This is a genomic window from Rubrivirga litoralis (assembly GCF_031846415.1).
Classification (GTDB): Bacteria; Bacteroidota; Rhodothermia; order Rhodothermales; family Rubricoccaceae; genus Rubrivirga; species Rubrivirga litoralis.
In genome coordinates this window covers 67,434-93,589 of sequence record NZ_JAVRHT010000012.1, presented here as the reverse complement: position 1 = coordinate 93,589, position 26,156 = coordinate 67,434, and the positions used below count along the sequence as shown (strand labels likewise).

Here is a 26,156-nt window from a genome sequence, read left to right as displayed (position 1 = left end):
ACAGCTCTCGACCAGGAGCTGCGCGCCCTTGACGCCGGGGTCGCGAAACTGAGCCGGGCTGTGGGCCACGACAACGACCGCCGCGTTGCGCTTGCGGAGCGTCAAGAGCCACTGGCGGAGCCGGTCGGCGAAGCGGCCGTGCATGAGCGCGGCCCAGGCCTCCTCAATCACGATGAGCGTCGGCGAGCCGTCCAGGCTCTCCTCGACGCGGCGGAAGAGGTAGGTCAGCGCTGGGACGAGCACGCGGTCGGACATGCCGACCAAATGTGAGAGCTCGACGACCTGGTGCCGGACGGCCTCGTCTCCCCTCCCGAACGAGTCGCGGTCGGCGTCGAAGAGCTGGCCATACGGTCCTTCCAGCGTGTACGGCCGGACGAGCGCCCGGAGCCGCTCGTCGCCCAGTCCGACCAGCAGCGCCGTCAGCGTCCGGTCCTCGGGCGGGCTCTCCGCCAGCAGGCCGACGGCGTGCGCCAGTCGGCCCCGCTCGTCGGGCGACAACCGCTCGCCCTGGAGCTCGACCAGGGACTCGACCCAGTCGACGGCCCACGTCCGCACCTCGGGCCGGTCCACGTCGCGGAGCGGCTGCATCTCGACCGGACGGCCCGCCGCCAGAGGCCCGGCGAGGTCGTAGTGCGCCGCGCCCATCGCACGGCCGGAGACGTAGTGGCTGTAGCCGACGTCGAAGGTCACCGTCCGGGCGCCTGCGTAGCGTCGCCACTGCGCGAGGAGCAGCCCGACGAGCACGGACTTGCCCGCGCCCGTCGCGCCGACGATGAGCGTGTGGCCCACGTCGCCCTCGTGAAGGCACAACCGGAACGGCGTGCTCCCATCGGTCTTGGCCCACAGGAGCGGCGGCGAGCCCTCGGGGAACAGCCCGCTCGGCACCTCGCGGTGCCCGCCCCACGGGGCGGTGAGAGGGAGGAGGTCGACCAAGTTGTCGGTCGACAAGACGGGGCGGCGGAGGTTGGCGTGGCCGTGGCCAGGCAGAGAGCCGATGAGGGCGTCGACGGCGTTCACGTCCTCGACGCGGCCCGTGAGCCCGAGGTCGCGGACGGCCTTGAGGAGCCCGGCGGCCCGGTCGTCGGCCGCGCGCTTGGTGTCCGCCATCACGACGGCGCAGGCCGTGAGGTAGCCGAAGCGGAGCTCGCCGCCCGTGTTCGACGCCCGCGCGGCCCCGGCGTCGAGCACCATCTGGCTCGCGTTGGCGTCCTGGAAGGCGATGTCCATCTCGGTGTCCTGGCGCTTCTCCTTCGAGGCCATGTCCTTCACCCAGTCGCCCGCGCCGCGCCGTTTCTGGAACCACCCGAGCTGGGCCTTGCCGATCACCTTGGTCGCCGTCGCAGGCGAGAACGGCAGGAACCGCAGGCTCCACCGGTACGGGAACGGCAGCCGCAAGAGCGGGTCGGCGAGGCCGGGCGTCGTCGCGTTCGGGTAGCCCTGCACGGCGACGACGCGGACGTGCTTCGCGCCCACGCGCGGCTCGAAGCCGCCGACGAAGGGCTGGTCGGCGAGCGCGTAGTCGAGGTAGGCGCCGTGGCCCGGCACGCCGACGGCGTGGGGCAGCCCGGTCAGGCACTCGTGGAGGTGGCGGAGCAGGTCCGCACTACTGAGTCTTTCGATTCGGACAGACGACGAGAGGCGGTCGCGGAGCCCGCGCGCCTCGCGCTCAAACTGCCCGAGGAGCCGGTCCCAGTCGACGCCGGAGGCCTCGTCTCGCCCTGCGACGACGGCCTTCTGGAGCCGCCCCACGAGCCCCGGTGGCGGCGTGTAGGTGAGCGAGAAGACCGACTCGGTCTCGTAGTGCTCGGCGGTCGCCGTGTACCGCGCGCGGCGCGTCTCGTCGACGAGCGCGCTCACGGGGTCGGGGAAGTGGCACCGGTCGGGCGGCGCGTAGCCGACGGCCTCGCGGCGGACGGCGTCGGCGTGGATCATCCAGCCGTCGCCGTAGGCCGAGAGCGCAGCGCCGACGTGCGTCGCCAGTGCGGCGACCTCTCCCGTGGTCGAGGACGCGAGGTCGCGGCCCCGGACGCGCCACGCCGCCAGGAACGAGCCGTCCTTCGTCAGCACGACCCCCTCCCCCACCAGGAAGCCCCAGCCGAGCAGGTCGGAGAGCGCGCGCGGCGTCTTTCGGTGCTCGCGGAGCTTTCCGAGAGCGGCGGCCCCCAGGGACCCGGCGGCGAGGCCAGCGGCGGCAGAAAGCAAACTCATGTTCTAGGATCTAGACGCTAGGTTCTAGTCGTTGCGAATCGCCGCTACGGCGTAGGAACGGCCGGACTCGGCTTGCGGCCCGAGCCCGTCGCAGGTGGGAGTGCGTCGTAGGCGTCGGCTTGCGTGAGCGTCCGCACGACCAAATGCGGGAGGAGGTCGTCGTCGGCCGAGAGCCGGACCATGAGCGGGTGGACCACGCCGACCGTGAGCAGGACGACGCCCGCCGTCGCCCACGAGACGCCCATGAGGTAGCCGAGGCAGACGACGAGCGTGACCTCCAAGACGAGGAAGGTCCGGTCGACCCCGGCGTAGCGAGGCGTCCGAACGAGCGACTGGTGGACCGGCCGCTCGGGGAGCTTCGCCCTCTCCCCTCTCGGGCTCTGGGCTCGGCTCAAAACGTCGAGCCCGAGATGCCGAGCGTGGCGGCGAACGATGCCGCGCCGATGGCGACCCCGAGGCCGAGCACGGCCTGGCCGATCCGCTTGACGCCCTCCTCGTTCTTGGTGAACGCCCACACGATGCCGCCAGCGGCGAGCGCGATTACGGCGACGAGGCGGATGGTGTTGCCGGTGAGCGCGTCGGCGATGGTCTGGAGCGGGCCGTCCCACGGCATCGCCGCGCCGCCAGAGGCTGCGGCGGGGTCGGCCAGGACGGCCGCGAGGGCGAGGAGCGTGAGGGCGCGTCCGATGAGGACGCGACGGCTGGAATCGGGCTGGAGCGAGCGGTGCATGGGCGCGGGGTGTGTTGGACAGCGGAGCGGCTCGCCAGAGGCTCTGGAGGGCCGCCTACTGCGCGAGAGCGCGGCGGGCCGCGTCCGAGGCTCACCCGGCGCCACGCGAGCGCACAGGGCCGCTCAGACGGGCGAGAGCTCGTAGGTCCCCGCGTGCTGGCCGTCCACGCGGACGAGCTCGGTCACGCGGCGGCCCTGGTTGCCGCCTTGGATCACGAGTACGACGCCGACGGCCTCGGCCACCAGCTCGTGCTGGGGCGGCACATTGGCCCGCTGCGCGAGCCGCCCGAGCCGGTGGAGCGCGCCGAGCGCCGTGGTCGCGTGGAGCGTCGCGCACCCGCCGGGGTGGCCCGTCGCCCAGGCGTCCAGGAGGTGGAGCGCGGCCTCGTCGCGGACCTCGCCGACGACGATCCGGTCGGGCGTGCAGCGCAACGTGTGCCGGACGAGGTCGGCGAGCGACACGTCGTCTGAGGTTCTGAGCTGCAAGTGGTCGTCGGCCGCGCACTGGAGCTCGCCCGTGTCCTCCAGGACCACGATCCGCTCGTCGGGGAACTGGTCGGTCATCTCCTTCAGGAGTGCGTTGCACAGCGTCGTCTTGCCCGATCCGGTCCCGCCGCAGACGAGCACGTTCTCGTGGTCCCGAACGGCGTCGCGGAGCGCGAACCGCTGCCGGGCCGTCATCACGCTGGGGACGTAGCTGTCGAGGTCGAAGACGCGCGAGGCCCGCTTGCGGATCACGAAGCACGACGCCTCCGCCAGTGGCGAGAGGAACCCCTGGAGACGGGCGCCGCCGAACGTGGCGTCGGGGAGCTCGGCCTGGACGGTCGGCGTGCCGCCGTGGAGCGCGTCGCCGTGGAAGGCAGCCACGGCGTGCAAGAACTGCTCGACACGCGCTGCCCGGAGCTGGACGCCTGCGAGCACTTTGCCGCGCGAGTGCGTGTCGAGACGCAAGCGGCCGTCGCCGTTGACGTAGACCTCGGTCACGTCGTCGTCGGCGAACGCCTCGACGACGCGCGGGCCGAGGTACCGCTCCATGAGCTCGCGGTAGCGGCCCTCTCGCCCGGCCTCACCGGTGTTCGCTCCGGTCTGTGGCGTTGGGCGGGCGGACGTGGGCACGGGAGGGGTCTGTGGATGTCTGGACCCGCCGTCGGCGGCGCTCACCGGGCTGTCACCTCGTTCGGAGAGGCGGCCGGGCGGGTCCGACTGGCAGAGCGCGCCGCGAGTGGCCTGAGGCTCACGAGCCCGCTCAGTCTTCCGTCCAGAGCGGCCGGAGCCGCTCCAAGACGACGCGGACGGGGCCGGTGTAGCGGGAGTCAATGGACGTCGGCACCCGGCCGGAGTGCAGCCAATACTCGCCCGGCCCGAGGACGTGAACCCCGAGCGCGGGCTGGACGGGTCGACCAGCGCGGTCACGGACGAGCGGTGCGCTCGCAGGCAGATGCCTCTCCCCTACCCAAACGCCCGCGCTGTCGACGCGGACGGTGTCGCCTGGAAGGCCTGCGACGGGCTTCGCGAGCGGCCGGACGCCGTCGGGGCGCTGGGAGCCGCCTGGGCACCGCCCGTTCGTCCAGTACCGGCCGAGCCGCCGGACAGCGGCCGTGTCTGGGCACGCGGCCACGAGGTCGCCGCGTGCGACGGGTCGCTCGCCCAGCGCCGAGGCGACGTAGAGCCCTCGCGGGAGGCTCGGCGTCGTGTTGACGCGGACGCCGAAGAGTGCGCCCGCTACGACGACGACGACGGCCGCGCCGAGCGCGACCGCCCACCTGCGAAGACGGCGCCTCCGGCGGTCATGGTTGCGGCGCACGGAGCCTGTTCGTCCTAGCATCTAGACCCTAGATCATGTTTGCCCGCACCAGCGCGGAAAGGTGCGTCGGAGGCTCAGGGCAGGCTTTGTAGAATGTCTAGTGTCTAGGATCTCGACAATAGACCCTAGCCGGTAGTATCTAGGGGCTAGGATCACATACCCTTCCCCCGTGCGCGTCATCGCTTTCAGCAATCTCAAAGGCGGCTCGTCCAAGACAACCTCCTCGCTCGCCGTCGCGGCCGAACTGGCCCGCCGTGGGCGCCGCGTCTTGCTGGTCGACCTCGACCCGCAGGCGACGCTGACCAAGTCGGCGGGGCTCGACCCGTCCCACGCCGCCGCGCAGTACCTCAAAGGCGAGATCGAGGCGGAAGCCGCCGTGCTCCGCCCCGAGGGGCTCTGGGATAAGCCGCTCGCCGAGAACGGCGGCGTGCTCCATATCGTCCCGGCCAGCCGCCAGCTCGTCCAGTTCGAGGGCCAGGCGGTCGCCCGGCTCGCCAACCGGCTCGTCGCACTCCTCGACGCCGTCGAAGCCGACTACGACTTCGTCGTCATCGACTCGCCCCCCCAGGCGTCGGCCCTCGTGACGGCCACGCTCGCGTCGGCCGACGAGGTCTACGTGCCCGTCGCCTCCGGGCGAGGCGCGCTCGACGGACTCGTCGACGTGATGGAGCTCTCGAAGCGGTTCGGGACGACGCCGGTCACGGGCGCGTTCGCGACGCGCGTCAACGTGTCGAGCCACCACGACCTCGACCTCGCCGAGTACGTCGCGGGCCAGGTGGCGGGGCCGGACGGGAAGGGCGGGCTCAAGACCTACATCCGCGAGACCGTCCGGGTGCGGGAGTCCGAGATGGCCCGCGTCCCGCTCCCGTTCTACGACCGCTCGTCCACGGCCGCGCAGGACTACGCCGCGCTGGCGGACGAGATCGAAGCCCGACCCTCGCCCCGGATCGTCTGACCCGAACCTAGCCCCTAGTATCTAGACCCTAGCACCTATGGCAAAGTCCCGCAAACCTCGCCTCAACATCGGACCTGCCACGACCGAGGGAACCGCCTTCGAGGGCGCTTTCGGCGCGGCCACCCCGCCTGCCGAAGCGCCGCTCGCCGAGGCGGAGAACCCAAAGCCCAAAGCCAAGCCGAAGCGGGTCAAGAAAGCCTCTGGCGGCGCCGTCGGACCGGCCAAGCCCGTCCAGCGTCCCGAGGCGCCCGCCCCTGGCGACGAGGCGTACGAGCGGACGGTCCAGGGCAACTGGAACGTCCCGGCGTGGATGCGCGCGAAGGTCCGCGCGGCGGCCGAGGAGAGCGGCGCGAGCCAGAACGACTTCGTTCAGGAGGCGCTCCAGCGCCACATCGACGAGACCGAGCGGAGCAGGGGAGGGGGGTTCGCGCTCGACGCCCGTCACTTCGGAAACCTGCGCGGGCGCTAGCTGCGGCCCACCGCGCGAGCGACCACGGCCGCCGCGAGCGCCGACGCGGCCACGAGCGCGAACAGGGTTGGACTGGAGAGCGGCGCCGACGAGTGCTGCGACTCCACGCGGAGGGCGGCGCGGACCTCGGCCAAAAGATCCACGGCCGTCGCCGGTCGCCGTCCAACGTCGGGGCTCGCCGCCCGCTGGGCGAGCGCTTTGAGCCACAAGCGGAGGCCACGCGGCGCCGCAGGACCACCAGCGACCAAGTCGCGGAGCACGACGCCGAGCGCGTACACGTCGGACGCCGGAGTCGGTGCGCCCCCGGCTACGAGCTCCGGGGCGGTGTAGGCGTACGTGAACGGGCGGTAGGGCAGGGGAGGGGCCTCAGTCCCTCGTCTCGAGATGCCTCGCCAGCGCGCGGCAACGCCGAAGTCGAGCAGCTTCGCGACCGGGCGGCCCTCATCGTCGTCGGCCACCAACACGTTGTCGGGCTTCACGTCACCGTGGACGACCCCGCGCCCGTGGACGTGCCGGACAGCTTCGCAGAGCTGGACGAACAGCTCGGCCCGGTCGCGGGGCCCGAGGCGACGCCGGTCGGCGTAGCCCGTGATCGGCTCGCCCTCGACGAGCTCCATCACGAAGTAGGGCCGCCCGTCATCGGTATGTCCAGCGTCGTAGAGCTGGGTCACGCCGGGGTGGACGAGCCCCGCGAGGTGCCGCCGTTCCTCCCGAAACCGTTCGAGGTCGGGGTCGAGCGCGTCGTCGTCGGCGACGGGACCGGCGAGCACTTTGAGCGCCGCGCGGAGTCCTACGTCGGGGCGCTCGGCGAGGTAGACGACGCCCATCCCGCCACGTCCGATCTCGCGGACCACTCGGTAGGCGCCGACGACGTCTCCGGGTGCGAGGTCGGGATCGGCAAGGTGGGCCGCGAACGTCTCGGCCGCGGGGCGCGCGAGGAAACCGGCCTCTGGCGCGGCGCCGACGGCGAGGGCCAGCGCCTCGGCGCGCCCGGCGTACTCCGGCGCGTGCTCGCGGACGAGGGCGACGACGCGGGACCGCTCCGACGTCTCGGCGTCGAGCAGGAGGTCGAGGAGCACCCCGTCGGTATGGATCGACGCGGACGTGGAGTCTCCTTCTGGAACTGCCCGTAGACGCTCGCGCAGAGCGGTGCCGGAAAGGGGCGCCGCGCCGTTCGCAGAGTGCCCGCCGGTGGTCTCCCCACCGTCCGGGCTGGAGGCGGGGAGTGGACTCATGACGCTTGGGAGCGGGCGCTTCCAGACGCGGACGGCTCGTCCTCCGCGACGAAGGCGTAGAGCAGCACGCGGGCTTTCTCCCAGTCGCGCTTCACGGTCGCCGGGCTGGTGCCCGTGATGGCGGCGATCTCGGTGATCTCGAGCCCCGCGAAGAACTTGAGCTCGACGACATGGTGGAGCCGCTCCCCGGCCCGCTGGAGCCGGTCCATCGCCCGGTCGAGGTCGACGGCGAGGTGCGCCCAGCCCTCGAGGCCCGCCGGGTCCGCCCCCGCGCGCACGTCGTGGTCGTTGAGCTGGACCGCCCGGACCCCGCCGCCGCGCTTGTCGGCGCCGCGCTTCCGGGCCGCGCTCACCAAGACGTTCCGCATGGCTCGGGCGTAGAGCCCGAGGGGGACGCTCGCGCCCTGGCCGATGTCGCTGGCCTCGCGCGTCGACTCGCGCTGGAGCGCGAGGTACGCCTCGTGGACGAGGCCCGTCGTGGCGAGCGTGATCCCAGAGCTCTCTCGCGAGCGGAGCCTCCGGGCGATCATGCGGAGGTCGGCGTAGACGGCGCGCTGGGCGTCGGCCTCGGTGCGGACGGGGAGGGGGGACGTGGCGATCATCGAGGGAGTGGTGGGGGACGGTGGACAGAAACCGCCAGCGCGGCGCTAGCGGAACGACTGGACGGCCAACGACGCGATGGCGACGCCCTGGACGCGGACCGCGCGTGCGTGCACGCGCTGTTCGGCGAACTCGGGGTTGGCGGCCACGAGCCGGACGTATGACCCGTCGCAGACGACGTGCTTGAGCGTGTTGCCCTCGCCCTCGACGTAGACCGAGCACACGTCGCGTGCGGTCGGCGTGACCTCGGGCCGCATCACGAGCGTCATGCCGGGCACGATGCCGACGCCCTGCATGGAGTAGCCTTCGACGTCGAGGAGGTAGTCGCCTGGCCGCATTTGGGGGACGAGGTCCGGGAGCGTCGTGACGAACTCGTCGGCCTGCTGGGACACGTCGGTGATGGGACCGGCGGGGATCGTGCCGAGGCGGGGCCAGGGACGGGCGCGGCCGTGCCGCTCGCCCTCCTCGGTCAGCTCGATCTGGAGCGGGACGCCCCGGCCGCCCGACGTGAGCCGGACGAAGCCCGCGGCTTCCAGCTTGCGGAGGTGTGCGTAGACGGCCGAGACGTTCGCGAGCCCCATCCGCCCTGCGAGCTCACGGCCGTTCGGGGCGGCGCCCGTCCGGCCGATGGCCTTGCGGATGAGGTTCAGGAGCTCGGCTTGTCGCGGGTAGAGCACGAGTGCTTGCATGTGACGGGGAGGCTGTCAGTTTACACTCCGAGGTGATAACTCGGGTGCCCGAAGACTGGAAATCGGGGGCGGAGCCGGTCCAGGGGGGATACGGATTCGCCGCAAGTCGAGTGGGAACAGAGGGGGAGGGGGACGTGGGCGGAGACCGAAAAACTGAACCGAGACCAGCCGATTCGTCCTCCAGTGGTGCCGACGGCGCGACCCCCGTGACGCGCCGTCGGCACCACTTCCAGCCTCGAACCGCCCCTCAAACCCATGACGAGCTCTCTTTCCGCCCTCGAAACAGACACGACCAGCCCCGCCGTTCGCCTCGCTCGCGAGGTCGAGGCTCACGTCCGAGGCTCGGAGTCTCTGACCTCTGGCGACCTCTTCACGCTGGCGGCTCGCGCATACGGCGGCACGCTCGCCCAAGGCGTCTTCACACCCCGCGACGCATACGACGCCGCCGAGCTCGGTCTCCACCTCCACCTGCTCAGCACCGTCGGGTGCCTTCCGCCAGAGGCCTCTGGCGTCCGCGACACGCTCGCCGAGGTCGAGCGGCTCTCGGCGCTCCTGCCCAGCCAGACGCGCCGGACGGCGGAGCAGAACGACTTCCAGCAGTTCTCGACGCCTGCGGCCTACGCCGGTCTCTGCGCGTGGGTGAGCGGGGTGGGGAAAAATGACCGTGTGATCGAGCCCTCCGCCGGGACCGGAGCGCTCTGCACCTTCGCGCTGGCCTCTGGCGCCACGGTCCACGCCAACGAGCTCTCCGGCCGCCGCGCCGACCTGCTGGCGGTGCTCCTGGCCGAGGCGGGCCAGGACCCGTCCCAGACGCTCACGCGCGAGAACGCCGACCACCTCGACGCCATCCTCCCGCCGTCCGTCCGAGCCGACATGGTCTTAATGAACCCGCCCTTTTCCCAGACCGCTGGGCGCCTTGGCCGCCGCCGCGTCCCGACGGTCGGGACCGGCCACGTGCTCCAAGCCCTCCGCCGCCTCGACGCGGGCGGGCGGCTAGTGGCCGTGCTCAGCGCGGGCGCCCGACGCGGCAAGCCGACGCACCGGGCGTTCTTCGAGGCCGTCGATGCCAACCCGTTCCGGCTCCGGGCCGACGTCGAGATCGGCGGAGCCGTCTACCGGCCCTATGGCACCTCCGTGAGGACGCGGCTGCTCGTCGTGGACCGGGCGCCGGAAGACTCGCCGCGGCGAGACAGCGCGCGCGTGGAGGCCGTCGTCGGGACGGTGGGCGAGGCCGTGGACGTGCTCGCGTCTGCCCGGTAGCAGCAGGGGCGGCTACCGAGCCCCCCAAAAAGTACCGGGTGGAAACCGCCCAGAGCCGGTCGCTAAACGCGAGCGCCGACTCCGCTACCCGCGTGTGACAGCGACGTCGGATTCGGCGCCAGCAATGACGTTCTCGCCTCGCCGCTCCAGCCGTTCCATGACGGCTCCGGCGGTCATCCCGTGGACGAGGATCGAGGCGAGGATCGTGAACGACGCCGTCGCCCAGAGCACGTCGAGGTCCGCGAAGTCGGCGTGCGTCTGCCCGTAGGCGAGGTAGTACAGCGTCCCCATGCCGCGGATGCCGAGGAAGGCGACGGCCCACCGGCCCGGCCACGGAAGCGGGCACCGGAGCAGGCCGACGATCCCCGCGAGCGGGCGGACGACGAAGATCGCGGCCAAGCCGAACAGCGCGGCCTCGACGGTGAGCGCGGAGAGGATCCCGCTGGCGAGCAGCCCGCCGAAGCCGAGCAGCATCACGACGAGCACCACGCTCTCCAGCTGGTCGATGAAGTGGTGCGCGATGGCGTGGTAGCCGCTCTCGGAGCGGCGCTGCCGGGCGGTCACCGCGCCGACGAACACGGCGAGGAAGCCGTAGCCGTGGGCGAGCTCGGCCAGCCCGTAGGCGGCCAGCAGCGTCCCCATCACGATGAGGCCCTCGTTCGTCCGGCCTTTGTCGTCATCGGCCTCCTCGGCATCTCCATCCGCCTCGGCGTCCCCGTCGGAATCCGTCTCCTCCGACCGCTCGAAGACGTACCACGCCCCGGCTCGCCCGACGGCGTACCCCACGGCGACCCCGGCCGCGATGCGCCAGACCACGTCGAGCGCGACCCACTCGGCCGTCCACGCGCCCAGGCTGGACACGCCGACTGCGGCGATGGCGAGGTGCGTGAACGGGAAGGCGAGGCCGTCGTTGAGCCCGGCCTCGACCGTCAGGTCGAACCGGACGTCGTCTCGCTCGCTCTCGCCCGGCGGGCCGACCTGGACGCTCCCGGCCAGGACGGGGTCGGTGGGGCTGAGCGCCGCGCCGAGCAGGATCGCGGCGGCGGGCGTGAGGCCCAGCCACGCCCATCCCAGCAGCGCCACGGCGGCCACCGAGAGCACCATCGTGACCCCGAGCAGCGGCCACACCTGGCCCCATCCGCTCCACGAGAACGGCCGGTCGATGGCGATGCCGACGGCCATCAGCGAGGCGATCACGATGAACTCGGTGAGGTACTCCGCCGCCACGGCGTGCACCTCGTTCCCGACGGGGTCGAGCGTGGGGAGCCCGAGCGGGAGCGAGAAGACGAGCCACCCGATCCCGACGTAGACCATCGGGAGGGACACGGGGAGCCGCCGGAGCACGGGCTCCAGCGCGACGGCCCCGATCAGGCCGAGCCCGGCGAGGACGAAGAGGAGGATGCGCGGGTCCATCGGTGGGGGTCCGGCTGGGGCGTCAGCTTAGGGAGACGTGGGCGCTCAACCGGCGGGGTCGAAGCGGAACAGCGCCGACGGCACGCTCTTGTCGGCGGCCGGGTCGAACCAGGGCGAGTCCTGGATGTGCGACGCCGTGACGTACATCGCACCGTCCGGCCCCTCGCTCATCGTGTCGGGCCAGCGCAGGCGGTCGTCCTGGACCGCGACCGTCTCGGTGTCCCCGTCGCGCTCGATGACGGCGTCTTTCTCGACGGCCGTCAGGAAGAAGCGGCCCGACGAGTGGATCCACAGCCCGTCCGTGACCTCGGTCTGGCCGACCGTCTCGACGGCCTCCGCCAGCGCGTCGGCGTCCAGGCTCTCGTCGCGGAGCGCGCTCGTGGCGATCCGGTAGAGCGTCTTGCCGGTCAGCGCCTTCCAGTAGAGCGTCTCGCCGTCGTTCGAGAGCGCGAGGCTGTCGGCGGCGAAGACGGCGCCGCGCCCGTCGGGACGGCTCAGCCGCTCGCCGTCGATCTCGACCGTCACGTCGTCCTCGGGCTGCGTCGACGGGTGGCCGTCCAGCACGCGCCGGGCCGTCCCGCTCTCCACATCGACGACGACCAGGGCGCCGCGCCAGCCGGAGTCCGTGATGTACGCCGTCGTGCCGTCGGGGCTGAACCGGACGTCGTTGAGGTAGCTGCCCTCCGGCGCCACGTCCTCGCCGAACCGGACCGTCTGCGCGACGCGGTCGCCGTCGAGGGCGATCTGGACCAGCTTCGGCCCGTTCTCGACCAGGTGCGCCGTGGCCGGCGCGGCGGGGTCCAGCACCCAGACGCTGTCGCCGTCGGCGACGACGGCCTGGACGCAGACCCAGTGGTCCTCCGGCGAGGCGTCGTTGGCGTTGCGCCAGGCGTTCCACTCCTCGTTCGGGTAGGGACGGAGCCCACCGTCGTCCATCAGTTCGGCGACGGAGACCTCGTTGTCCTCGGTCCAGCGGGGGAAGTTGACGAACGTGCGGCCGTCGTGCGTGACGGTGACGCCGGTGACCTGGTGGTCGAACTGGGCGACGAGGGTGAGGGAAGGCATGGGATCAGGGGAAGGAGAGAGTGAGGCGCCAGAGGTCGCCCGTCGGGGCGTCGTCGGAGGTCGGTCGGCCGCGCGTGACGACGAGCGACCCGCCGTCCGGGCTCCACGCGGGGAAGCTGTGCGGCTCGCCGTCGGTGAGCCGCTGGCGGTCGCGGCCGTCGGGGCGCATGAGCCAGACCTGAGACACGCCGCCGTCGGCGCGCGCGAACGCGACCCAGCCGCCGCCCGGCGACGGCATGGGCGTGACGTACGAGGTGCCCTCGTCCAGCCCGGCCGGGGTGACGCGGACCGCGCCGCCGCCGTCGAGCCGCCAGACGGCGTCCGTCCCGTCGCGGTCGGAGTGGAACACGAGCCCGCCGCCCGTCGGCCACGGCTGGTCGCCCTCCTGGCCGAGCGCGCGGAGCCCGCCGTCTGGGTCGAGGCGAAGCAGACGGGACGGCCCGTCCGGGTCCGAGCGGAAGAACACGACCGCGCCGTCCGCCAGCGGGGCGGGGCCGTAGTCCGAGGCGCTCCCAGGCTCGGTCAGCCGCTCGGCGGCGTCGCCTCGGAAGCGCCACAGCGCGAGGTCGCCGTCGCGGTCGTTGACGAACACGACGTCGTCCGCATCGAAAAACGCGGGGCGGCCCTGGACCGTCTCGGCGCCGTCGTTGCAGGCGTCGAGCGGGACGAGGTCGGTTCCGTCGGCGCCGACCCGGAACAGGCGCGAGCGCCCGTTCTCCTGGCGCTCGAACACGACGGAGCCCCCGTCCGGGCTCCACGCCGCGCGAAGGTCCACGCCGTCCCCTCGGGTCAGGCGGGTCTCGGATCGGAGAGCGATCGCGTCGGGCACCGGGCTACACGTCGATCAGGCCGAGCTGCTCCAGGATCTTCGACTGGTCGGTCACGCCCCAGCGCTCGACGCACCGACCGTCGCGCCAGCGGCCGAGCTGCATGGACGGCGCCTCGAACGAGCGTCCGGTCGGGGCGTGGCCCATGAACTCGCCGCGGTGCGTGCCGCTGACCGTGTAGCGGAGGGTCACGTACTCGTCGGTCGCCGTCATCTCGACCACCTCAGCCTTGAGGTCCGGGAAGGCGGTGCGGAAGTCGCGGAAGAACTGCTTGACGCCCTCCCTGGTGGGCGCGTAGTCGCCGGGGTCGTGGTCCACGAAGTCGTCGGCCAGGATGTCGTCGAGCACGTCGAGCTTGCCGTTCGAGGCGACCTCTTCGCCCCATCGCTTCTGTGCGTCGATGTTCTTTTGCTTGGCGTCCATGATGGTTGGTTCGTCGGGTTAGGAAGAGAGAGCGTCCGCGCCCGCCTGGGCGACGGCGTGGTCGTCGTCGACGGTGCTGCCAGACACGCCGACGGCGCCGATCACGGTGTCGCCGTCTTCGAGCGGGATGCCGCCGGGAAACGAGATCAGCCCGCCGTTCGAGTGCTCGATGGAGTACAGGCTCTTGCCCGGCTGGCTCATCTCGCCCAGGTCACCTGTCGGCATGTCGAAGTAGCGCGCGGTCTTGGCCTTGGTGATAGCGATGTCGATGGAGCCCAACCAGGCGCCGTCCATGCGCCGGAAGGCCAGCAGGTTGGCTCCGGCATCGACGACGGCGATGTTCTGCTTGATGCCCATGTCCTCGGCCTTCTTCTGGGCGGCGTCGAGGATGGCGGTGGCCTGGGCGGTGGTGACGGTGGTCATGGATAGTCGGGAGAACGGTTCGCCCCGCTGGCGGCGGTCACCAGCGGGGCGGGAGAGGGAGGCGGAGGTGGCGGAGGATCAGGGCTTGAGGACGACCTTGATGCAGTCGTCCTTCTTGTCGCGGAACGTCTCGTACATCTCGGGCGCGTCGTCGAGCGGCGCCGTGTGCGTGATGATGAACGAGGGGTCGATGTCGCCCGACTCGATCTTGTCGAGCAGCGGCTGGAGGTAGCGCTGGACGTGCGTCTGGCCCGTCTTCAACGTCAGCCCCTTGTTCATGAACGCGCCGATCTGGATCGAGCCGGCGCCGGCGTAGACGCCCGGCATCGAGATGGTGCCGCCCTTGCGGCAGGCCATGATGGCTTGGTTGATGGCGTAGGTCCGGTCGCTCTGGGTGTGCGTCGCCTGGGCCGCCTTGTCGAGCACCGTCTTGGCCGCGCTCGCCCCGTGCGCCTCCATCCCGACCGCCTCGATGCAGCGGTCCGGCCCGCGCCCGTCGGTCATGTCGATCAAGACCTTGTGGAGCGGGTCGTCGAGCTCGTCGAAGTTGACGACCTCGGCCTTCGAGTTCTCCTTCGCCATGCGCAGCCGCTCCGGCTCGCGGTCGATGGCGATCACGCGGCCGGCGCCCAGCATCCAGGCGCTCTGGATGGCGAACTGGCCGACCGGCCCGCAGCCCCACACCGCGACGGTGTCGCCATCCTCGATCTCGGCGTTCTCGGCGCCCATGTAGCCCGTCGGGAAGATGTCCGAGAGGAACAGGACCTGCTCGTCGGTCAGCCCGCCGGGCACCACGATCGGGCCGACGTCGGCGTGGGGCACGCGCAGGTACTCGGCCTGTCCGCCGGGGATGCCGCCGGTGAGGTGCGAGTACCCGAAGATGCCGGCCGGGCTGTGGCCCATGGCCTCGCGCGCGTTCTCGGGCTTGGGGTTCGTGTTGTCGCACAACGAGTACATGGTCTGGTCGCAGAACCAGCAGTGCCCGCACGAGATCGTGAACGGAACGACGACGCGGTCGCCCTTCTTGAGCTTGGTCACGCTCGCGCCCACCTCCTCGACGATGCCCATCGGCTCGTGGCCGATGATGTCGCCCTCCTCCATCATCGGCACGAAGCCGTCGAACAGGTGGAGGTCGGAGCCGCAGATGGCCGTCGAGGTCACCTTGATGACGACGTCGGTGGGGTCTTCGATCTCGGGGTCGGGGTGGGTGTCGACGCGGACGTCGCCTTGGCCGTGCCAGGTGAGCGCTTTCATGGTGAGGGGGGAAGGAGAGAGAGAATTTGTTCTAGCCTGGCTTGCGGCCGAACGACTGACGGAGGCCGCACCCGATGATGGGCATCGTCGTCGGCGAGCACGATCCGACAGGCGAACGTCATGTCGGGGGCCACCGGAGTCGGACGAATCCAGCAGGGTTTCTATATCGAGGCGTCCGTTCGGAGTTCCACCGGAAGCGTTGCCCGGATGCTCGTCCCCTGTCCGGGCGCCGTGTCGAGATCGAGCCGCCCCTGCGGGACCTCCGTGCGCACGCGGCTGCTCGTCGTGGACCGGGCGCCGGAAGGGACGCCGAACGTCGAGACGAGGCGAGCGGAGGGGGTCGTAGAGACGATCCGCGACGCCGCGGACGTCCTCAGACCGATCTGCTTCGGCTGAGTGGCGGGGCGTGCCCCGGCTGATCGGTAGGAGAGACTCCGCGAGGTGGAAGCGCGCGGCCGATCCGCTCCGCGACTACCGAAGCCGCGGGTCGACCGTCAGCGCCGCCGGCGTTCCGAGGCGGATCCGTCCGAAGTCCGGGTGCTGGGGGTTGAGCAGGTAGTTGGTCTGCTCCGGCACGACCACGCTGGGCACCCGGAGCACCGCCGACCGCCCCGACGCCACCCAGGCGTCCCCCAGTGCCTGCGTCGAGGTCGGCGCGGGGCGCTCCTGCCAGTCAGGCGGCAGGTCCGCCACCGTGAGCGCCTCGACGAGGTCGTCGTCGACCTCGGCCGACACGGCCACCCGGTCCCGCATCCCGCGGAACGTCGCCACGTGGACCCGCACCTCGAGCATCGCCAGCGCGTACGAGTCCGACGTGTACACGACGGGCGTGCCCATGCTGTTGAACCGCCCGGGCGCTCTCGCTGCGCCGACCCCGCTGAACGCGGTCGCGGCGTGCTTCTCTCGGACGATTCGCCAGACGACGGTCATGGGCGCCCCGTGTGACAGGGTCGAGGGGAACGGCGCGCTACGACAGCACGCCGTAGTCGATCCGGTTCAGCAGCGCCTCGACCTCGCGTGCTCCCGTCTCGGTCCGCGCGTAGGCCAGCGGCGTCTCGTCGCCGAGCCCCCACTGGGGCATCCGGAGCCACAGCCGCGCCTCGTCGGCCGCGACCGCGTCCCCGCCGAAGACCTCGACGGCACGTTCGAAGAGCCGAGCGATCCGGTAGAGGCGGTCGGACTCCTCGGCCTCCAGCCGCCCCGTCTTCCGGCGCCGCGCGAGCGTGCGGACCGACGTCCCCATGATCTCCGCCGCCTCGCGCTCGTCGAGTCCGGCGTGGCGCCGAACGCGCGCGAGGGCCGCCATCGAGAAGCCGGTCTCGACCCGGTCGATCAGGTCGGCCGGAGAGTGGGCGCGAAGGCCGAGAGACCACCCGAGCACGTTCGCAGTATCGGAGGGTAGGGTCGGTGCGGGCATGGTTCTGCCAGTTGGCTGAATACCGTTGACACGTGGCAAAATAGACGGGGTTTCGTCTCGCGGCTCAGAATCCTCCAGTCCCAACAGGGATCGGCGACCACGGCTCAGATCCCTTGAGGTCGGAGGGGCGATCTGTCGGCCCCACGGGACCTTCGTTCGCACACATGGAGGCCGTCACCGACGCTGTGGACGTTCTCTCGCCGATTTGTGGCGGCTGATCGAAAGGAAAAGCTCCGCTATGTGAAAGAACGCGAGGCCGAGAGGAGGGGCGGGCGCGGCCCGCCGCGATGCCGGGCCGGTGGGCGAGCCCGTCAACGCGGCGGGCCGGAGCCCACCGGGGAATATCTCGGGCAGAGGCTCCGCACGTCCAGCCAACCGGAAATCCCGTGGCTCCTTCTGCATCTCACGTCGCCCGAAGCGCGACCAAATCTCAGGTCGAACAGCTCGACCTCTTCGCCCTCCTCGCACCCCGCATCGCCCGTCTGGGCGCCGCGCCACCGCGCCCGAGCGCGCAGGTGGCGCCTCGGCCGCAGCTCGCGTCTGCGTGGCCCTTCGCGGACGCTCTCCGGCTGGCGGTCACCGCTGTCCAAGAGACGGCCCAGACCGGCGCGCTTACAGCGTCTGTGTTCGACGCCTACCGCCCGAGCGTCCGGGTCCCGGACGCCTGCCCCCACCCGACGCGCCTCGTCGAGTCGGCGGCGATGGCGGCGGCCACCGCGCCACCGAGTGCCTACCGTCCGGCGCTTCCCGAGTACCTCGTGACCCAGGGCGTCCTCTCGGATGCGCAACTGGAAACCGTCTGCCGCGCGGGCTCCGCCCACGCAGAGCACCTGCCCGGTGAGAGTGGGGAGTCGGGACCGAGGCAGGGGTTCTTCGTCGGTGACGGGACCGGCGTGGGGAAAGGCCGAACGAGTGCTGCGATCATGCTCGACAACATCCTCCAGGGGCGCCGACGCGCCCTCTGGGTGTCCGAGAACCGCAACCTGATGCGCGACGCTGTCCGCGACTGGACCGCGCTCGGCGGCCCGGCGGACTTCGTGTTCGACTTGGGCGCGTGCAAGGGACCGATCCCGCGCGCCGACGGCATCTGCTTCGCGAGCTATGACACCTTGAAGGGCAAGCCTCGTGAGCGGGACGGCGTGGAGACCGGCATCGACCGGCTGGAGCAGGTCGTCGCCTGGCTCTCGAGTGGGGGAGAGGAGACCGACTTCGAGGGCGTCGTCGTCTTCGACGAGAGCCACAACATGGCCTCCGCCCTCGACCGTCAGGGGAGCCGTGGCGTCCAGAAGGCGTCCCAGCGTGCGCTCGTTGGAGTTGAACTGCAAGCCCGGCTCCCAAATGCTCGCATCGTCTACGCGAGCGCGACGGGTGCGACCGAGGTCGCCAACCTCGCCTACGCGGCCCGCCTCGGGCTCTGGGGGCGGGGTACCCCGTTCCCGACCGTCGAGGCGTTCGTCGAGAAAGTCTCAGCCGGTGGCATCGCGGCGATGGAGTTGGTGGCGAAGGACCTGAAGTCGATGGGGCTCTACCTCGCGCGGTCCGTGTCCTACGACGGCGTCGACTACCGGACTTTGGTCCACGACCTCGAGTCCCACCAGGCCCAGACCTACGACCGCTGCGCCCAGGCGTGGCAGGTGGTGCTCCGCAACATCCAGGATGCTCTGGAAGTCACGAAGGCCGACAAGTGCGGGAGAGCCAGAGCAGCAGCCTACAGCCAGTTCTGGGGCGCTCACCAGCGGTTCTTCCTCCACGTGCTGGTGGCGATGAGCGCGCCGAGCCTGATCCGGGACATGGAGGCGCGGCTGGGCGCGGGCGAGAGCTGCGTGGTGCAACTCGTGTCCACGATGGAGGCGGCGACCGAACGGGCCTACGCGAAGGCCGTGGCGAATGGGGAAGACCTCCGAGACCTCGACGTGACGCCCCGCGACCAACTCCTGCAATTCGTCGAGGCCAGCTTCCCGACCACGCTCTACGAGGAGTACGAGGACGACGACGGCCGAGTCCGCTCGCGGCCCGTCAAGAACGCGGCGGGCGACTTCGTCCAGTCGCCGGAGGCCGTGGCCGCGAGAGACCGGCTGATGCTGGAGGTGGGAGCCGTGAGCGTCCCGCACGGCGTGCTCGACCAGGTCGTGGCCCACTTCGGCCCGGACGCCGTGGCCGAGGTGACCGGCCGGGGACGCCGGTTCGTCACCAAGGCCGTTGACGGGGTAGAGCAGACCGTCGAGGAGCGTCGCACGAGACGCATGTGCAACGCCGAGGCCGACGAGTTCATGGCAGGCAAGCGGCGCGTGCTCGTCTTCAGCCAGGCCGGGGGCACTGGCCGGAGCTACCACGCGGATCTCGCGGCCGACAACCAACAGCGGCGCGTGCTCTACTGCGTCGAGCCCGGGTGGAGCAGCGCGCGGTGCGTGCAGGGCATGGGCCGGGTCCACCGGGCCAACCAGGCGTGCCCGCCCGAGTTGGTGCTCGTGACCACGAACCTGAAAGCCCAGCGCCGCTTCCTCAGCACCATCGCGCGGCGATTGGACCAGCTCGGGGCGCTCACGAAGGGCCAGCGGCAGACGGCGAGTCAGGGGCTGCTCTCGTCCGAGTTCAACCTGGAGACTCCGTTGTCGCGGGCCAGCCTGCACAACTGGTTCGTGGACCTGTACCGGGGCGAGGGCCGGGCCGTGGCTTCTGGCGTCACGCCGACGCTCGTCGAGGAGCAGATGGGCATCAAGGTGCTCGATGCCGACGGGCAGCTCAACGTGGGCGCCGTCCCCGAGGTGCCGAAGTTCTTGAACCGGCTGCTCTCGCTCCAGACGGGCGCCATGGACGCCGTGTTCGACTCGTGGTACGGGTACCTGGAGGAGGCCACCGAGGCGGCTCGGGAGGCGGGGACGCTCGACGTGGGCGTCGAGACGATCCGGGCCGAGCGCGTGGTCAAGACCGACGAGCGACTCGTCTACACGCACGAGCGGTCCGGCGCGACGACGCAGGTCGTGACGCTGGAGCTCACGCGGCGGACGGAGATCGTGGACTGGAACGAGATCTGGCGCTGGGCGAAGGGGGCGCAGGCGCTCGGGACCTGGGTGGGGTTCGTCGTCAACCGACGGAGCGGGCAGCCCTACGCGCTCTTCCGGGCCGGGAGCCGGACGACGGAGACCGGCCGCGTCGTGCAGCGACTGCGCCGGGTCGGGGTGCGCTCGAACCGGCTGATGGACGAGGCCGAGATCCACCGAGCAGGGGAGGAGGGAGGCCACCGGCCCATCCAGACCGTCGAGGCCCGAATGCTCTGGGACGCGGGCGTCGAGGCGGCGCCGGAGTTCACGACCGAGCCCATCCACTTGGTGACCGGGACGATCCTGCCCATCTGGGACCGGATCGCGGGGCATCCGAGGATCTACCGTGCCCAGACCGACGCTGGAGAGCGCATGATCGGGCGGGCCGTCATGCCGGAGCATCTGAGCGCGACGCTCAAGGCTCTCGGGGCCGCGGGTGACCGCGTGGACATCACGCCAGAGGCGCTGGCCGAGCGACTTCTCGCTGGAGCGGAGGCTGACTTCGCCAACGGCTGGCAGCTCCGCGTTCGGCGCGTGGCGAACGAGCCCCGGATCGAACTCGTGGGGCCGGACCTGGCTGCCATGCGCGAGTTGGAGGCCGACGGGGTCTTCGCCGAGGTCCACGCCTTCCGCACCCGGTTCTTCGTCCCGACGGGCGAGAGGGCGGCGGCCGTCCTCCGGGCGGTGACGGAGCACCGGCCCGTGGTCGAGATCCGAGGAGGGGAGGGGCCGAGCTACCGCCGAGCCGCCTAAATGGCGGAGAAAGCCTGCGTCGGGGCCGCTCCCCTTCGGTGAGGAGCGGCCCCGGCACTCGGCTGGAAGTCGCTCTGGAATCCTTCGCTCCAAAACTCATGTCGAGATCCATGCCCGGCCCTGGCGATTTCTGCCACGGGTGCAACCGATTGCTCTGCCGGTGCCTTCCCGAGCCCGACGTCGATGCGCACTACGAGGCGTCGTACCAGGCGGGCTACGACGCCTGCCTCGCCGACGGCTACTGCGAGCGCCCGCTGACCGAGTGGGTCTACCGGACGGGCTCCCGCGTCACGTGGGACGCCGAGGCAAAATGCCTCCGTCACCACATGACGCCGTTCCGGTTCGCCGAACTCACGTGGCGGACCCACCACGCGAGCGCATGGGCCTACGGCCGGTGGTTCGAGCGCCAGTACGGCCACGACCTGGAAGCCTACCTCTCGGGCTACGACGACGCGGGGTCGGGCCTGCCGTCGGCCGTCTGTGACGAGCGAGCCCACGCGCGGGCGGTAGCTGCGCTCAATGCCTACGCGCCGGTGCCCGACCTCGACGAGGAGCCGGACGCTGGACCCATCCAGTCGCCGCCCGAGGCGGTCGGGGCCGACGACTGGATGCCGTTCTAGGCGTCGGTCCATAGCCCGCTACTGCGGGCGTGGCTTCGGGAGCAACCCGAGGCCATTCACACGAGGTCTGGCTGTCAGGTCTCGTCGCGAGCAGACGTGAGGGTCTCTCCGGAGACGGCTCCGTCCGCTCATCCACCGCGACCGCGCTCCATAGGGGAGCGCGGCGCACCACCGAGACCGGGGGAGGCCCCGATCACCATGACGACTCATGCACTCGCTCATCGTCCGAGCCGCACCGGCGGCATTCACACCCGCGCGGACGTGTTGACGTCCGCCGGGACGCACATCCCTGCGGCCGACGTCCACGCGCGACAGATCGCGCGCGAGGCCGAGCGCTGGCTCGCGCTCGCGACCGAGCGCACCCGGATGCGGCCAGACACGCTGACCGCGAAAGCCTTCACCGCCTGCGCGTTCAGCGTCCAACGGCGGGCGTCGAGCCTGGCCGTGCCCTCGAAGCTCACCGGCACCTCGCGGCACCAGCCCAGGCTCCGTGCGCTGGCAAACGACCCTGAGGCCCGGTGGGCGGCGCTCGACCTCGACGCGGTCGAGGACGGCCTGCGGGCCAGCCGCGACGGGATGCCACTCGGACTCGTCCAGTCCAAGCACCTCGGTTGGGTCCGACCGCTCGTCCCGTTCGGGCTCACGGTGTACCTGTCTCGCGTCACGGGCGGTGGAGGAGGCCGTGGCTACCGACTCGGGTGCAACGTCGCCTTCGGCCACGTCGGGGAGGCGCTCCGTCGGCTGGCGGATGGTGCCAGCGGCGGGGATGGCGCCTCGGTGGTGCCGTCCGTAGACGGCCGGAGCCCGCTCCGGCTCGTCGTGCCGGGCGAGGTCCGGCACGAGCCCATCGGGGTCCCCGTCCTGCCGGAGTACGAGGCGTTGACGGGGGACCGGGAAGACGTCGTTCTCTGGCGTACGCTCGAAGGGGAGGCCCACGCCTCAGTCCCCCACGCCGCCAGGCATTCACCGACGGGCATCGAATGGGGGTACGGCGGGTCTGGCCCGGCCGACCTCGCGCTGAGCGTTATGCTCGCGCTCACCGACGAGCAGACGGCGAACGCGCTCTACCACCGCTTCAAGCACGAGGTCGTGGCTTCGGTCCCCGAGGCGGGCGGCGTGCTCCGCGCCGCCGACGTCCGGCGGTGGGTCCAGCGGGCTCGCTGAGACTGCGACCGGCGCTCGGTGCCGGTGGACGCTCCCCGGAAGGCGAGGAGCGGCCCCGGCACCCGGCCGGACGCCGCGATGAACCCCAACCCCTGTCTTCCCATGCCTACCCTCCAAACGAACCCAGCAGAGGACGCGAGCCCTCACGTCTCGCGTCCTACACCCGAACAGAGAACCGAGGCGAAACGTCGTCTCCTGGCCGACGTCGCCCTCGCGTTCCAGACGCCGGTGCTCCCGGATGACCCGTTCCCGACGCGCGTCACGGGCCGGAACGCGCGGACGGCCGAGCGTCTCGCGGCGTGGGCCGACGAGACGCGCGAAGCGGCCGAGTCCCTCGCAGAGCGGCTCCGCGAGAAGCCCGACGACGCACGCATTCGAGATCGCACGAGCACGCGCCTCCGGCGCTTCGCACGAGAGTGGCGCGTCCTCGAGGCCTTCCGCCAGCTCCACGAGGCGCGTCGGTGCCCCGGCATCTTCCACCGCCTCCGCACCAAGGCCGACTTCCTCGCGCTCTGCGACCGCGAGGTCGATTCGTCGGCGGCGGGCTACGGCGAGCGCCAGCGGCGCGTGCTCTCGAAGCGGGGCATCTCCCACCGGCACATCTGGGCCGAGGCCCGTCGTCTCGCGGCCGAGATCGGACTCCTGGACGACGACCCGAGCGCGGACGCGGTTGCTCTCGTGTCGGGAGACGGTCTCGCCGCACCGCTCGCGGTCGCGCTGAGCGTGACCCCCGCCTCAGGAGCCGATGCGGCGGAGGTCGCGCCAGAGGCTCCCCTCGGGGACACGGTGGCTGAGACGCCGGGCTTCGACCTCCCAGACGTCCGTCTCGACGCCGTGTGGACTTTACTGCCGGGACTCACCAAGGCGAAGCTGGCGGCCGTCGTCGACCGCTTCGGAGTCGGGCTGTGGGCGCAGTTCGGGGACCGCTTTTACTCGTCGATGAGAAAGGCCGAGATGCTGGACCACACCCGGCGCGTGGTTCGGCACCACGCCTGCCTCGACGCGGCTCAGCGGCTGACCGAGCGGCAGGTGGACGACCTCCACGACTGGATGCGGGGTAGGCTCACCGAGCCGTATCAGAGGGACCCCGACCTCCACATCGCGGCTCGGCTCTTCAAAGATTTCCAGGCGAGCGCGGCGCTGAGCGCGGCCGGGTCCGGGCTCTCGCCGGACGCCTGGAACACGTTCCGCGACGCCGACCTCCGACGGATCGCAGCGTTCTGCTACCACGAGTTCTACGAGGATCGGTGCGCCCAGACAAGCGGCTGATCGCCAGAGGCTTCCCGCGTCGCCTACGTGCCGCCGTCGCGGTGCGTGGGCGGCGCGGAGAGGCGCCAAGATGCAGGGACGGACGGCGCCTGGGCGCCGACGGGTCTCCCTGCCGGTCCGCTCGGCGCGCACCGGCAGGAGGGGGGGCGGGGTGTTGGCAGCGGTTTCTAACAATCTAGGCGACGGCCGGACAGCGTCAAGGTCGTTCGCCCCGTGCTCGCGCTGCGACGAGGAAATCGGCCGACCGATTTCCCCGACGGTCGCTCCGCGCGGGGGCGCTCCACCTCGGGCCGTGGACGGCCCTTTGACCCCGTAGTCCGGCCTTACGCCTGCTGGCTTTTTAAGCCGCTGGCTGCGGGGACCACTCGGGTCCCCTGGGCGCAGTGGCTCTCACGAGCCCTCCAAGAGGCCCTGTTATGATCCGCACTTACTCTCGTCCGCACTACGCTCAAGCTCGAACCTGGTACCGCTTCGCGTGCTGGCTCCGGCGCACGTCGTGCCCCCAGTTCCATCCGCACCTCATGAAGGAGGACGCCCTGAGAGCCAGCTTCGGACTCCGCGCGAAGAGCCTCATCCTCCCGTCGCTCTTGCAAGACTGCGAGGCCGCGGGGCTCGCACGGCTCGCCGCTCGGGCCGAAGCCGGAGACAAGTACCCGGAGCTCGTGGCCCGGATCGCCCAGGTCGATCCCGACGACCCCTCGGCCGACGAGGTCCACCTGTTCCTCGAAGTGGCCGACCGGACCGGCACGCACACCGAGAAGCACCTGCTGGGCAAGCTCCCGCCGGAGGACGCCCTGTGGGTCGCCCCTCTGATCCGGCTGGAGTCCGACGCCTACGGCACTGGCACCGTCCTCCGGTACCACGTCACCGGAGGCCAGGACACGCAAGTCCACGTCGCGGTCAGCCGGGCGCACCAGGCGGCGGCGGCCTGGCTCGACTGGGCCGACGACCGGAAGGCCTGGGCCGAGGCCCACGCGGTGGCCGAGGAGAGCCCGTACGCGTACCGGGCGAGCTACCGGGACACGGTGGCGCCGGGGGCGGGCTACGGCGAGTTCCTCTACGGCACCGACGCCTACGGCGAGACCGACTGGGACGACGAGTAGCCCAAGCCGAGAGGGCAACAGCCCGGTGGCCCACGGGGTCACCGGGCTTTCTTTTTGCCGCAACAGCCAGGAGGATGAGACAGAAGGAGACCGGAGACGCAGGGGGACGAGCGCCCCCGCCGACCGCTTGGCGCGTCGGCCGACGGGGGCGCTCCCACCACGGCCGAGGTGTGACCGTGTGGAGCGATGCCTTCGATCCAATGGCAATCCGAAACTCTGATGCCGCGCGTCCCACGACGCCGAGCGGCCTGACCGCCCTGAACCTCCGCGTGCTCCGCGACATCGAGGCCAAGATGCCCGAGGGCGGGGACCGCGTGGGCGGCGAGCCCGCCGTGCCCCAGCCCGCACTCGACCGCCGCGAGCGGTACCACGCCCGGCGGCTCAGCCTCCGCGGGCGTCTCCGCCGCGTCGAGACCGACGCGCCGTGGTTCGCCCGGCAGACCGTGCTGTACGGCTCTGTTGCTGAGTCTTCGGCGGGAAACCCTCAATCCGTCGTTCGGGAGCCCGCCGGAGTCCTACGCCAGCCCGACGTGCATGTGGCCTACCGGGACGCCCTGTTCTCGGGCGTCCCGCTCTACACCACCCGGTTGGTCCGCGAGCGGACGTTCACGTTCCCGACGAGGGACCAGGTCCGCTCGCCCGCCGACGCGGCGGTTGTCCTCGCGGAGTACTTCGCCGACCGCGACCGGGAGGAGTTCGTCGTCGCATTTTTGGATACTGCAAATACGCTAACGGGTTTACACGTGGCTAGCGTGGGCGGGCTGGCGGCGTCGATCGTCGAGCCGAGACAGGTGTTCAAGGCGGCGGTGCTGGCGAACGCGGCGGCCGTGCTCTTGGCGCACAACCACCCCTCGGGCAATCCGGAGCCCAGCCGCGAGGACGTCGCCGTCACGCGCCAGTTGGTCGAGGCGGGGAAGGTCATGGGCATCCCAGTCCACGACCACCTCATCATCACGGACCACGGGCACACGAGCCTGGCCGAGCGGGGGCTGATGTAGCCGGTGGGGGAGTCCAGGACAGTGCCGGTCGGGGTCCCCCGGCGCGGGGGCGCGGGGGGCGAGCCCCCACGACGGGGGACCCACTACACAACCAGACCGATGCCATGAACGCACCTGCCACCCCGGAGACACGCACCCGGACGATTCGACTCCCGCTCGGCCACGTCGTCGCCACGCCCGGCGCCCTCGACGCCGCCCGCGCCCACGGGCTCGATGTCGTCGGGCTCTTGCACCGTCACCGGGACGGGGACTGGGGCGCCGTCTCCGACCACGACGCCCAGGCCAACGACCACGCCGTCGAGCACGGCGCCCGCGTGCTCTCGGCCTACGAGACGGCCGGGGGCCGCTTGTGGATCATCACCGAGGCCGACCGCTCGGCGACCACGGTATTGCTCCCCTCCGAGTACTGAGCCCACCCAGACCACTGCCCGATCCC

Annotated in this window: 26 protein-coding genes; 10 read left to right on the top strand and 16 right to left on the bottom strand. The window is 71.4% G+C overall.

Annotated features, from left to right (window positions below; all coding sequences use genetic code 11):
- From RM540_RS06875 to RM540_RS06855, 5 genes are all read right to left on the bottom strand, one after another.
- The coding region (locus RM540_RS06875) for a hypothetical protein (protein ID WP_311662815.1) at positions 1-2,208 on the bottom strand (2,208 nt) is incomplete at its 3' end.
- A gap of 44 nt (positions 2,209-2,252) precedes the next feature.
- On the bottom strand, positions 2,253-2,603 hold the full coding sequence (locus tag RM540_RS06870) for a VirB3 family type IV secretion system protein (RefSeq protein WP_311662814.1): 351 nt from the start codon (positions 2,601-2,603) through the stop codon (positions 2,253-2,255).
- Positions 2,600-2,938, bottom strand: a complete 339-nt coding sequence (locus RM540_RS06865; RefSeq protein ID WP_311662813.1) for a TrbC/VirB2 family type IV secretion system protein — start codon at positions 2,936-2,938, stop codon at positions 2,600-2,602. Before RM540_RS06865 ends, RM540_RS06870 begins: the two co-directional genes overlap by 4 nt.
- 123 nt (positions 2,939-3,061) lie before the next feature.
- Positions 3,062-4,054, bottom strand: coding sequence for a P-type conjugative transfer ATPase TrbB (gene trbB / locus RM540_RS06860; protein ID WP_311662812.1), 993 nt, complete (start codon positions 4,052-4,054; stop codon positions 3,062-3,064).
- 130 nt (positions 4,055-4,184) lie between these two features.
- Positions 4,185-4,742: a S26 family signal peptidase gene (locus RM540_RS06855; RefSeq protein WP_311662811.1), complete on the bottom strand. Its 558-nt coding sequence runs from the start codon at positions 4,740-4,742 to the stop codon at positions 4,185-4,187.
- 169 nt (positions 4,743-4,911) lie between these two features.
- Between RM540_RS06855 and RM540_RS06850 the strand changes: the two genes are divergently transcribed.
- Both RM540_RS06850 and RM540_RS06845 read left to right on the top strand, forming a co-directional pair.
- Complete coding sequence (locus RM540_RS06850; protein WP_311662810.1) at positions 4,912-5,697, top strand: ParA family protein; 786 nt, start codon at positions 4,912-4,914, stop codon at positions 5,695-5,697.
- A gap of 37 nt (positions 5,698-5,734) precedes the next feature.
- Positions 5,735-6,166, top strand: a complete 432-nt coding sequence (locus tag RM540_RS06845; RefSeq protein WP_311662809.1) for a hypothetical protein — start codon at positions 5,735-5,737, stop codon at positions 6,164-6,166.
- On the opposite strand, the gene RM540_RS06840 is transcribed toward RM540_RS06845, so the two are convergent.
- The 3 genes from RM540_RS06840 to RM540_RS06830 all read right to left on the bottom strand — a co-directional run bounded on the left by RM540_RS06840 (position 6,163) and on the right by RM540_RS06830 (position 8,690).
- Positions 6,163-7,245 (bottom strand): serine/threonine-protein kinase, encoded by a 1,083-nt coding sequence (locus tag RM540_RS06840; RefSeq protein ID WP_311662808.1) that lies wholly within the window; start codon positions 7,243-7,245, stop codon positions 6,163-6,165. The genes RM540_RS06845 and RM540_RS06840 overlap by 4 nt on opposite strands.
- A 152-nt stretch (positions 7,246-7,397) precedes the next feature.
- Positions 7,398-8,003 (bottom strand): ECF-type sigma factor, encoded by a 606-nt coding sequence (locus RM540_RS06835; protein ID WP_311662807.1) that lies wholly within the window; start codon positions 8,001-8,003, stop codon positions 7,398-7,400.
- A gap of 45 nt (positions 8,004-8,048) precedes the next feature.
- Positions 8,049-8,690, bottom strand: coding sequence for a LexA family protein (locus RM540_RS06830; protein ID WP_311662806.1), 642 nt, complete (start codon positions 8,688-8,690; stop codon positions 8,049-8,051).
- A 255-nt stretch (positions 8,691-8,945) separates the two neighbouring features.
- Here RM540_RS06830 and RM540_RS06825 point away from each other — a divergent pair, with 255 nt between their 5' ends.
- Positions 8,946-9,950, top strand: coding sequence for a hypothetical protein (locus RM540_RS06825; RefSeq protein ID WP_311662805.1), 1,005 nt, complete (start codon positions 8,946-8,948; stop codon positions 9,948-9,950).
- 84 nt (positions 9,951-10,034) lie between these two features.
- Here RM540_RS06825 and RM540_RS06820 read toward each other — a convergent pair whose 3' ends face one another.
- The 8 genes from RM540_RS06820 to RM540_RS06785 form a co-directional block, all read right to left on the bottom strand.
- On the bottom strand, positions 10,035-11,363 hold the full coding sequence (locus RM540_RS06820; protein WP_311662804.1) for a cation:proton antiporter: 1,329 nt from the start codon (positions 11,361-11,363) through the stop codon (positions 10,035-10,037).
- Between the two features lie 45 nt (positions 11,364-11,408).
- Positions 11,409-12,428 (bottom strand): L-dopachrome tautomerase-related protein, encoded by a 1,020-nt coding sequence (locus RM540_RS06815; protein WP_311662803.1) that lies wholly within the window; start codon positions 12,426-12,428, stop codon positions 11,409-11,411.
- 4 nt (positions 12,429-12,432) lie between these two features.
- Positions 12,433-13,203 (bottom strand): TolB family protein, encoded by a 771-nt coding sequence (locus RM540_RS06810; protein ID WP_311662802.1) that lies wholly within the window; start codon positions 13,201-13,203, stop codon positions 12,433-12,435.
- A 58-nt stretch (positions 13,204-13,261) separates the two neighbouring features.
- The gene (locus RM540_RS06805) at positions 13,262-13,678 is read right to left on the bottom strand and encodes an ester cyclase (RefSeq protein ID WP_311662801.1); all 417 of its coding nucleotides are present in this window, start codon (positions 13,676-13,678) and stop codon (positions 13,262-13,264) included.
- Positions 13,679-13,696: 18 nt separating this feature from the next.
- Positions 13,697-14,101 carry a GlcG/HbpS family heme-binding protein gene (locus RM540_RS06800; RefSeq protein ID WP_311662800.1) on the bottom strand — a complete coding sequence of 135 codons (405 nt, stop codon included), beginning with the start codon at positions 14,099-14,101 and terminating at the stop codon, positions 13,697-13,699.
- Positions 14,102-14,179: 78 nt separating this feature from the next.
- A complete protein-coding gene (locus RM540_RS06795) occupies positions 14,180-15,355 on the bottom strand; it encodes a zinc-dependent alcohol dehydrogenase (protein WP_311662799.1) in 1,176 nt (391 codons plus the stop codon).
- A 471-nt stretch (positions 15,356-15,826) separates the two neighbouring features.
- Complete coding sequence (locus RM540_RS06790; RefSeq protein ID WP_311662798.1) at positions 15,827-16,285, bottom strand: RES family NAD+ phosphorylase; 459 nt, start codon at positions 16,283-16,285, stop codon at positions 15,827-15,829.
- 37 nt (positions 16,286-16,322) lie between these two features.
- Positions 16,323-16,772, bottom strand: coding sequence for an Xre family toxin-antitoxin system antitoxin (locus tag RM540_RS06785; RefSeq protein ID WP_311662797.1), 450 nt, complete (start codon positions 16,770-16,772; stop codon positions 16,323-16,325).
- Between the two features lie 287 nt (positions 16,773-17,059).
- Between RM540_RS06785 and RM540_RS06780 the strand changes: the two genes are divergently transcribed.
- From RM540_RS06780 to RM540_RS06750, 7 genes are all read left to right on the top strand, one after another.
- Positions 17,060-20,566: a strawberry notch-like NTP hydrolase domain-containing protein gene (locus tag RM540_RS06780; protein ID WP_311662796.1), complete on the top strand. Its 3,507-nt coding sequence runs from the start codon at positions 17,060-17,062 to the stop codon at positions 20,564-20,566.
- Between the two features lie 110 nt (positions 20,567-20,676).
- The gene (locus tag RM540_RS06775; protein WP_311662795.1) at positions 20,677-21,186 is read left to right on the top strand and encodes a hypothetical protein; all 510 of its coding nucleotides are present in this window, start codon (positions 20,677-20,679) and stop codon (positions 21,184-21,186) included.
- Between the two features lie 261 nt (positions 21,187-21,447).
- Complete coding sequence (locus tag RM540_RS06770; RefSeq protein WP_311662794.1) at positions 21,448-22,350, top strand: DUF6166 domain-containing protein; 903 nt, start codon at positions 21,448-21,450, stop codon at positions 22,348-22,350.
- A gap of 102 nt (positions 22,351-22,452) precedes the next feature.
- Positions 22,453-23,619: a hypothetical protein gene (locus tag RM540_RS06765; RefSeq protein WP_311662793.1), complete on the top strand. Its 1,167-nt coding sequence runs from the start codon at positions 22,453-22,455 to the stop codon at positions 23,617-23,619.
- 416 nt (positions 23,620-24,035) lie between these two features.
- Positions 24,036-24,722: a hypothetical protein gene (locus tag RM540_RS06760; protein WP_311662792.1), complete on the top strand. Its 687-nt coding sequence runs from the start codon at positions 24,036-24,038 to the stop codon at positions 24,720-24,722.
- A 200-nt stretch (positions 24,723-24,922) separates the two neighbouring features.
- Positions 24,923-25,720, top strand: a complete 798-nt coding sequence (locus tag RM540_RS06755) for a JAB domain-containing protein (protein ID WP_311662791.1) — start codon at positions 24,923-24,925, stop codon at positions 25,718-25,720.
- A 104-nt stretch (positions 25,721-25,824) separates the two neighbouring features.
- The gene (locus RM540_RS06750) at positions 25,825-26,130 is read left to right on the top strand and encodes a hypothetical protein (RefSeq protein WP_311662790.1); all 306 of its coding nucleotides are present in this window, start codon (positions 25,825-25,827) and stop codon (positions 26,128-26,130) included.
- Positions 26,131-26,156: the final 26 nt, after the last annotated feature.

What these genes read in the sequence shown, in the direction of transcription:
- RM540_RS06765 (WP_311662793.1), top strand. Translation starts at nt 22,453, where the DNA reads ATGCCTACCCTCCAAACGAACCCAGCAGAGGACGCGAGCCCTCACGTC.
- RM540_RS06795 (WP_311662799.1), bottom strand. Translation starts at nt 15,355, where the DNA reads ATGAAAGCGCTCACCTGGCACGGCCAAGGCGACGTCCGCGTCGACACC.
- RM540_RS06820 (WP_311662804.1), bottom strand. Translation starts at nt 11,363, where the DNA reads ATGGACCCGCGCATCCTCCTCTTCGTCCTCGCCGGGCTCGGCCTGATC.
- RM540_RS06835 (WP_311662807.1), bottom strand. Translation starts at nt 8,003, where the DNA reads ATGATCGCCACGTCCCCCCTCCCCGTCCGCACCGAGGCCGACGCCCAG.
- RM540_RS06780 (WP_311662796.1), top strand. Translation starts at nt 17,060, where the DNA reads ATGCCGGGCCGGTGGGCGAGCCCGTCAACGCGGCGGGCCGGAGCCCAC.
- RM540_RS06865 (WP_311662813.1), bottom strand. Translation starts at nt 2,938, where the DNA reads ATGCACCGCTCGCTCCAGCCCGATTCCAGCCGTCGCGTCCTCATCGGA.
- RM540_RS06815 (WP_311662803.1), bottom strand. Translation starts at nt 12,428, where the DNA reads ATGCCTTCCCTCACCCTCGTCGCCCAGTTCGACCACCAGGTCACCGGC.
- RM540_RS06775 (WP_311662795.1), top strand. Translation starts at nt 20,677, where the DNA reads ATGCCCGGCCCTGGCGATTTCTGCCACGGGTGCAACCGATTGCTCTGC.
- RM540_RS06790 (WP_311662798.1), bottom strand. Translation starts at nt 16,285, where the DNA reads ATGACCGTCGTCTGGCGAATCGTCCGAGAGAAGCACGCCGCGACCGCG.
- RM540_RS06755 (WP_311662791.1), top strand. Translation starts at nt 24,923, where the DNA reads ATGGCAATCCGAAACTCTGATGCCGCGCGTCCCACGACGCCGAGCGGC.
- RM540_RS06785 (WP_311662797.1), bottom strand. Translation starts at nt 16,772, where the DNA reads ATGCCCGCACCGACCCTACCCTCCGATACTGCGAACGTGCTCGGGTGG.
- RM540_RS06750 (WP_311662790.1), top strand. Translation starts at nt 25,825, where the DNA reads ATGAACGCACCTGCCACCCCGGAGACACGCACCCGGACGATTCGACTC.
- RM540_RS06830 (WP_311662806.1), bottom strand. Translation starts at nt 8,690, where the DNA reads ATGCAAGCACTCGTGCTCTACCCGCGACAAGCCGAGCTCCTGAACCTC.
- RM540_RS06800 (WP_311662800.1), bottom strand. Translation starts at nt 14,101, where the DNA reads ATGACCACCGTCACCACCGCCCAGGCCACCGCCATCCTCGACGCCGCC.
- RM540_RS06760 (WP_311662792.1), top strand. Translation starts at nt 24,036, where the DNA reads ATGATCCGCACTTACTCTCGTCCGCACTACGCTCAAGCTCGAACCTGG.
- RM540_RS06845 (WP_311662809.1), top strand. Translation starts at nt 5,735, where the DNA reads ATGGCAAAGTCCCGCAAACCTCGCCTCAACATCGGACCTGCCACGACC.
- RM540_RS06825 (WP_311662805.1), top strand. Translation starts at nt 8,946, where the DNA reads ATGACGAGCTCTCTTTCCGCCCTCGAAACAGACACGACCAGCCCCGCC.
- RM540_RS06805 (WP_311662801.1), bottom strand. Translation starts at nt 13,678, where the DNA reads ATGGACGCCAAGCAAAAGAACATCGACGCACAGAAGCGATGGGGCGAA.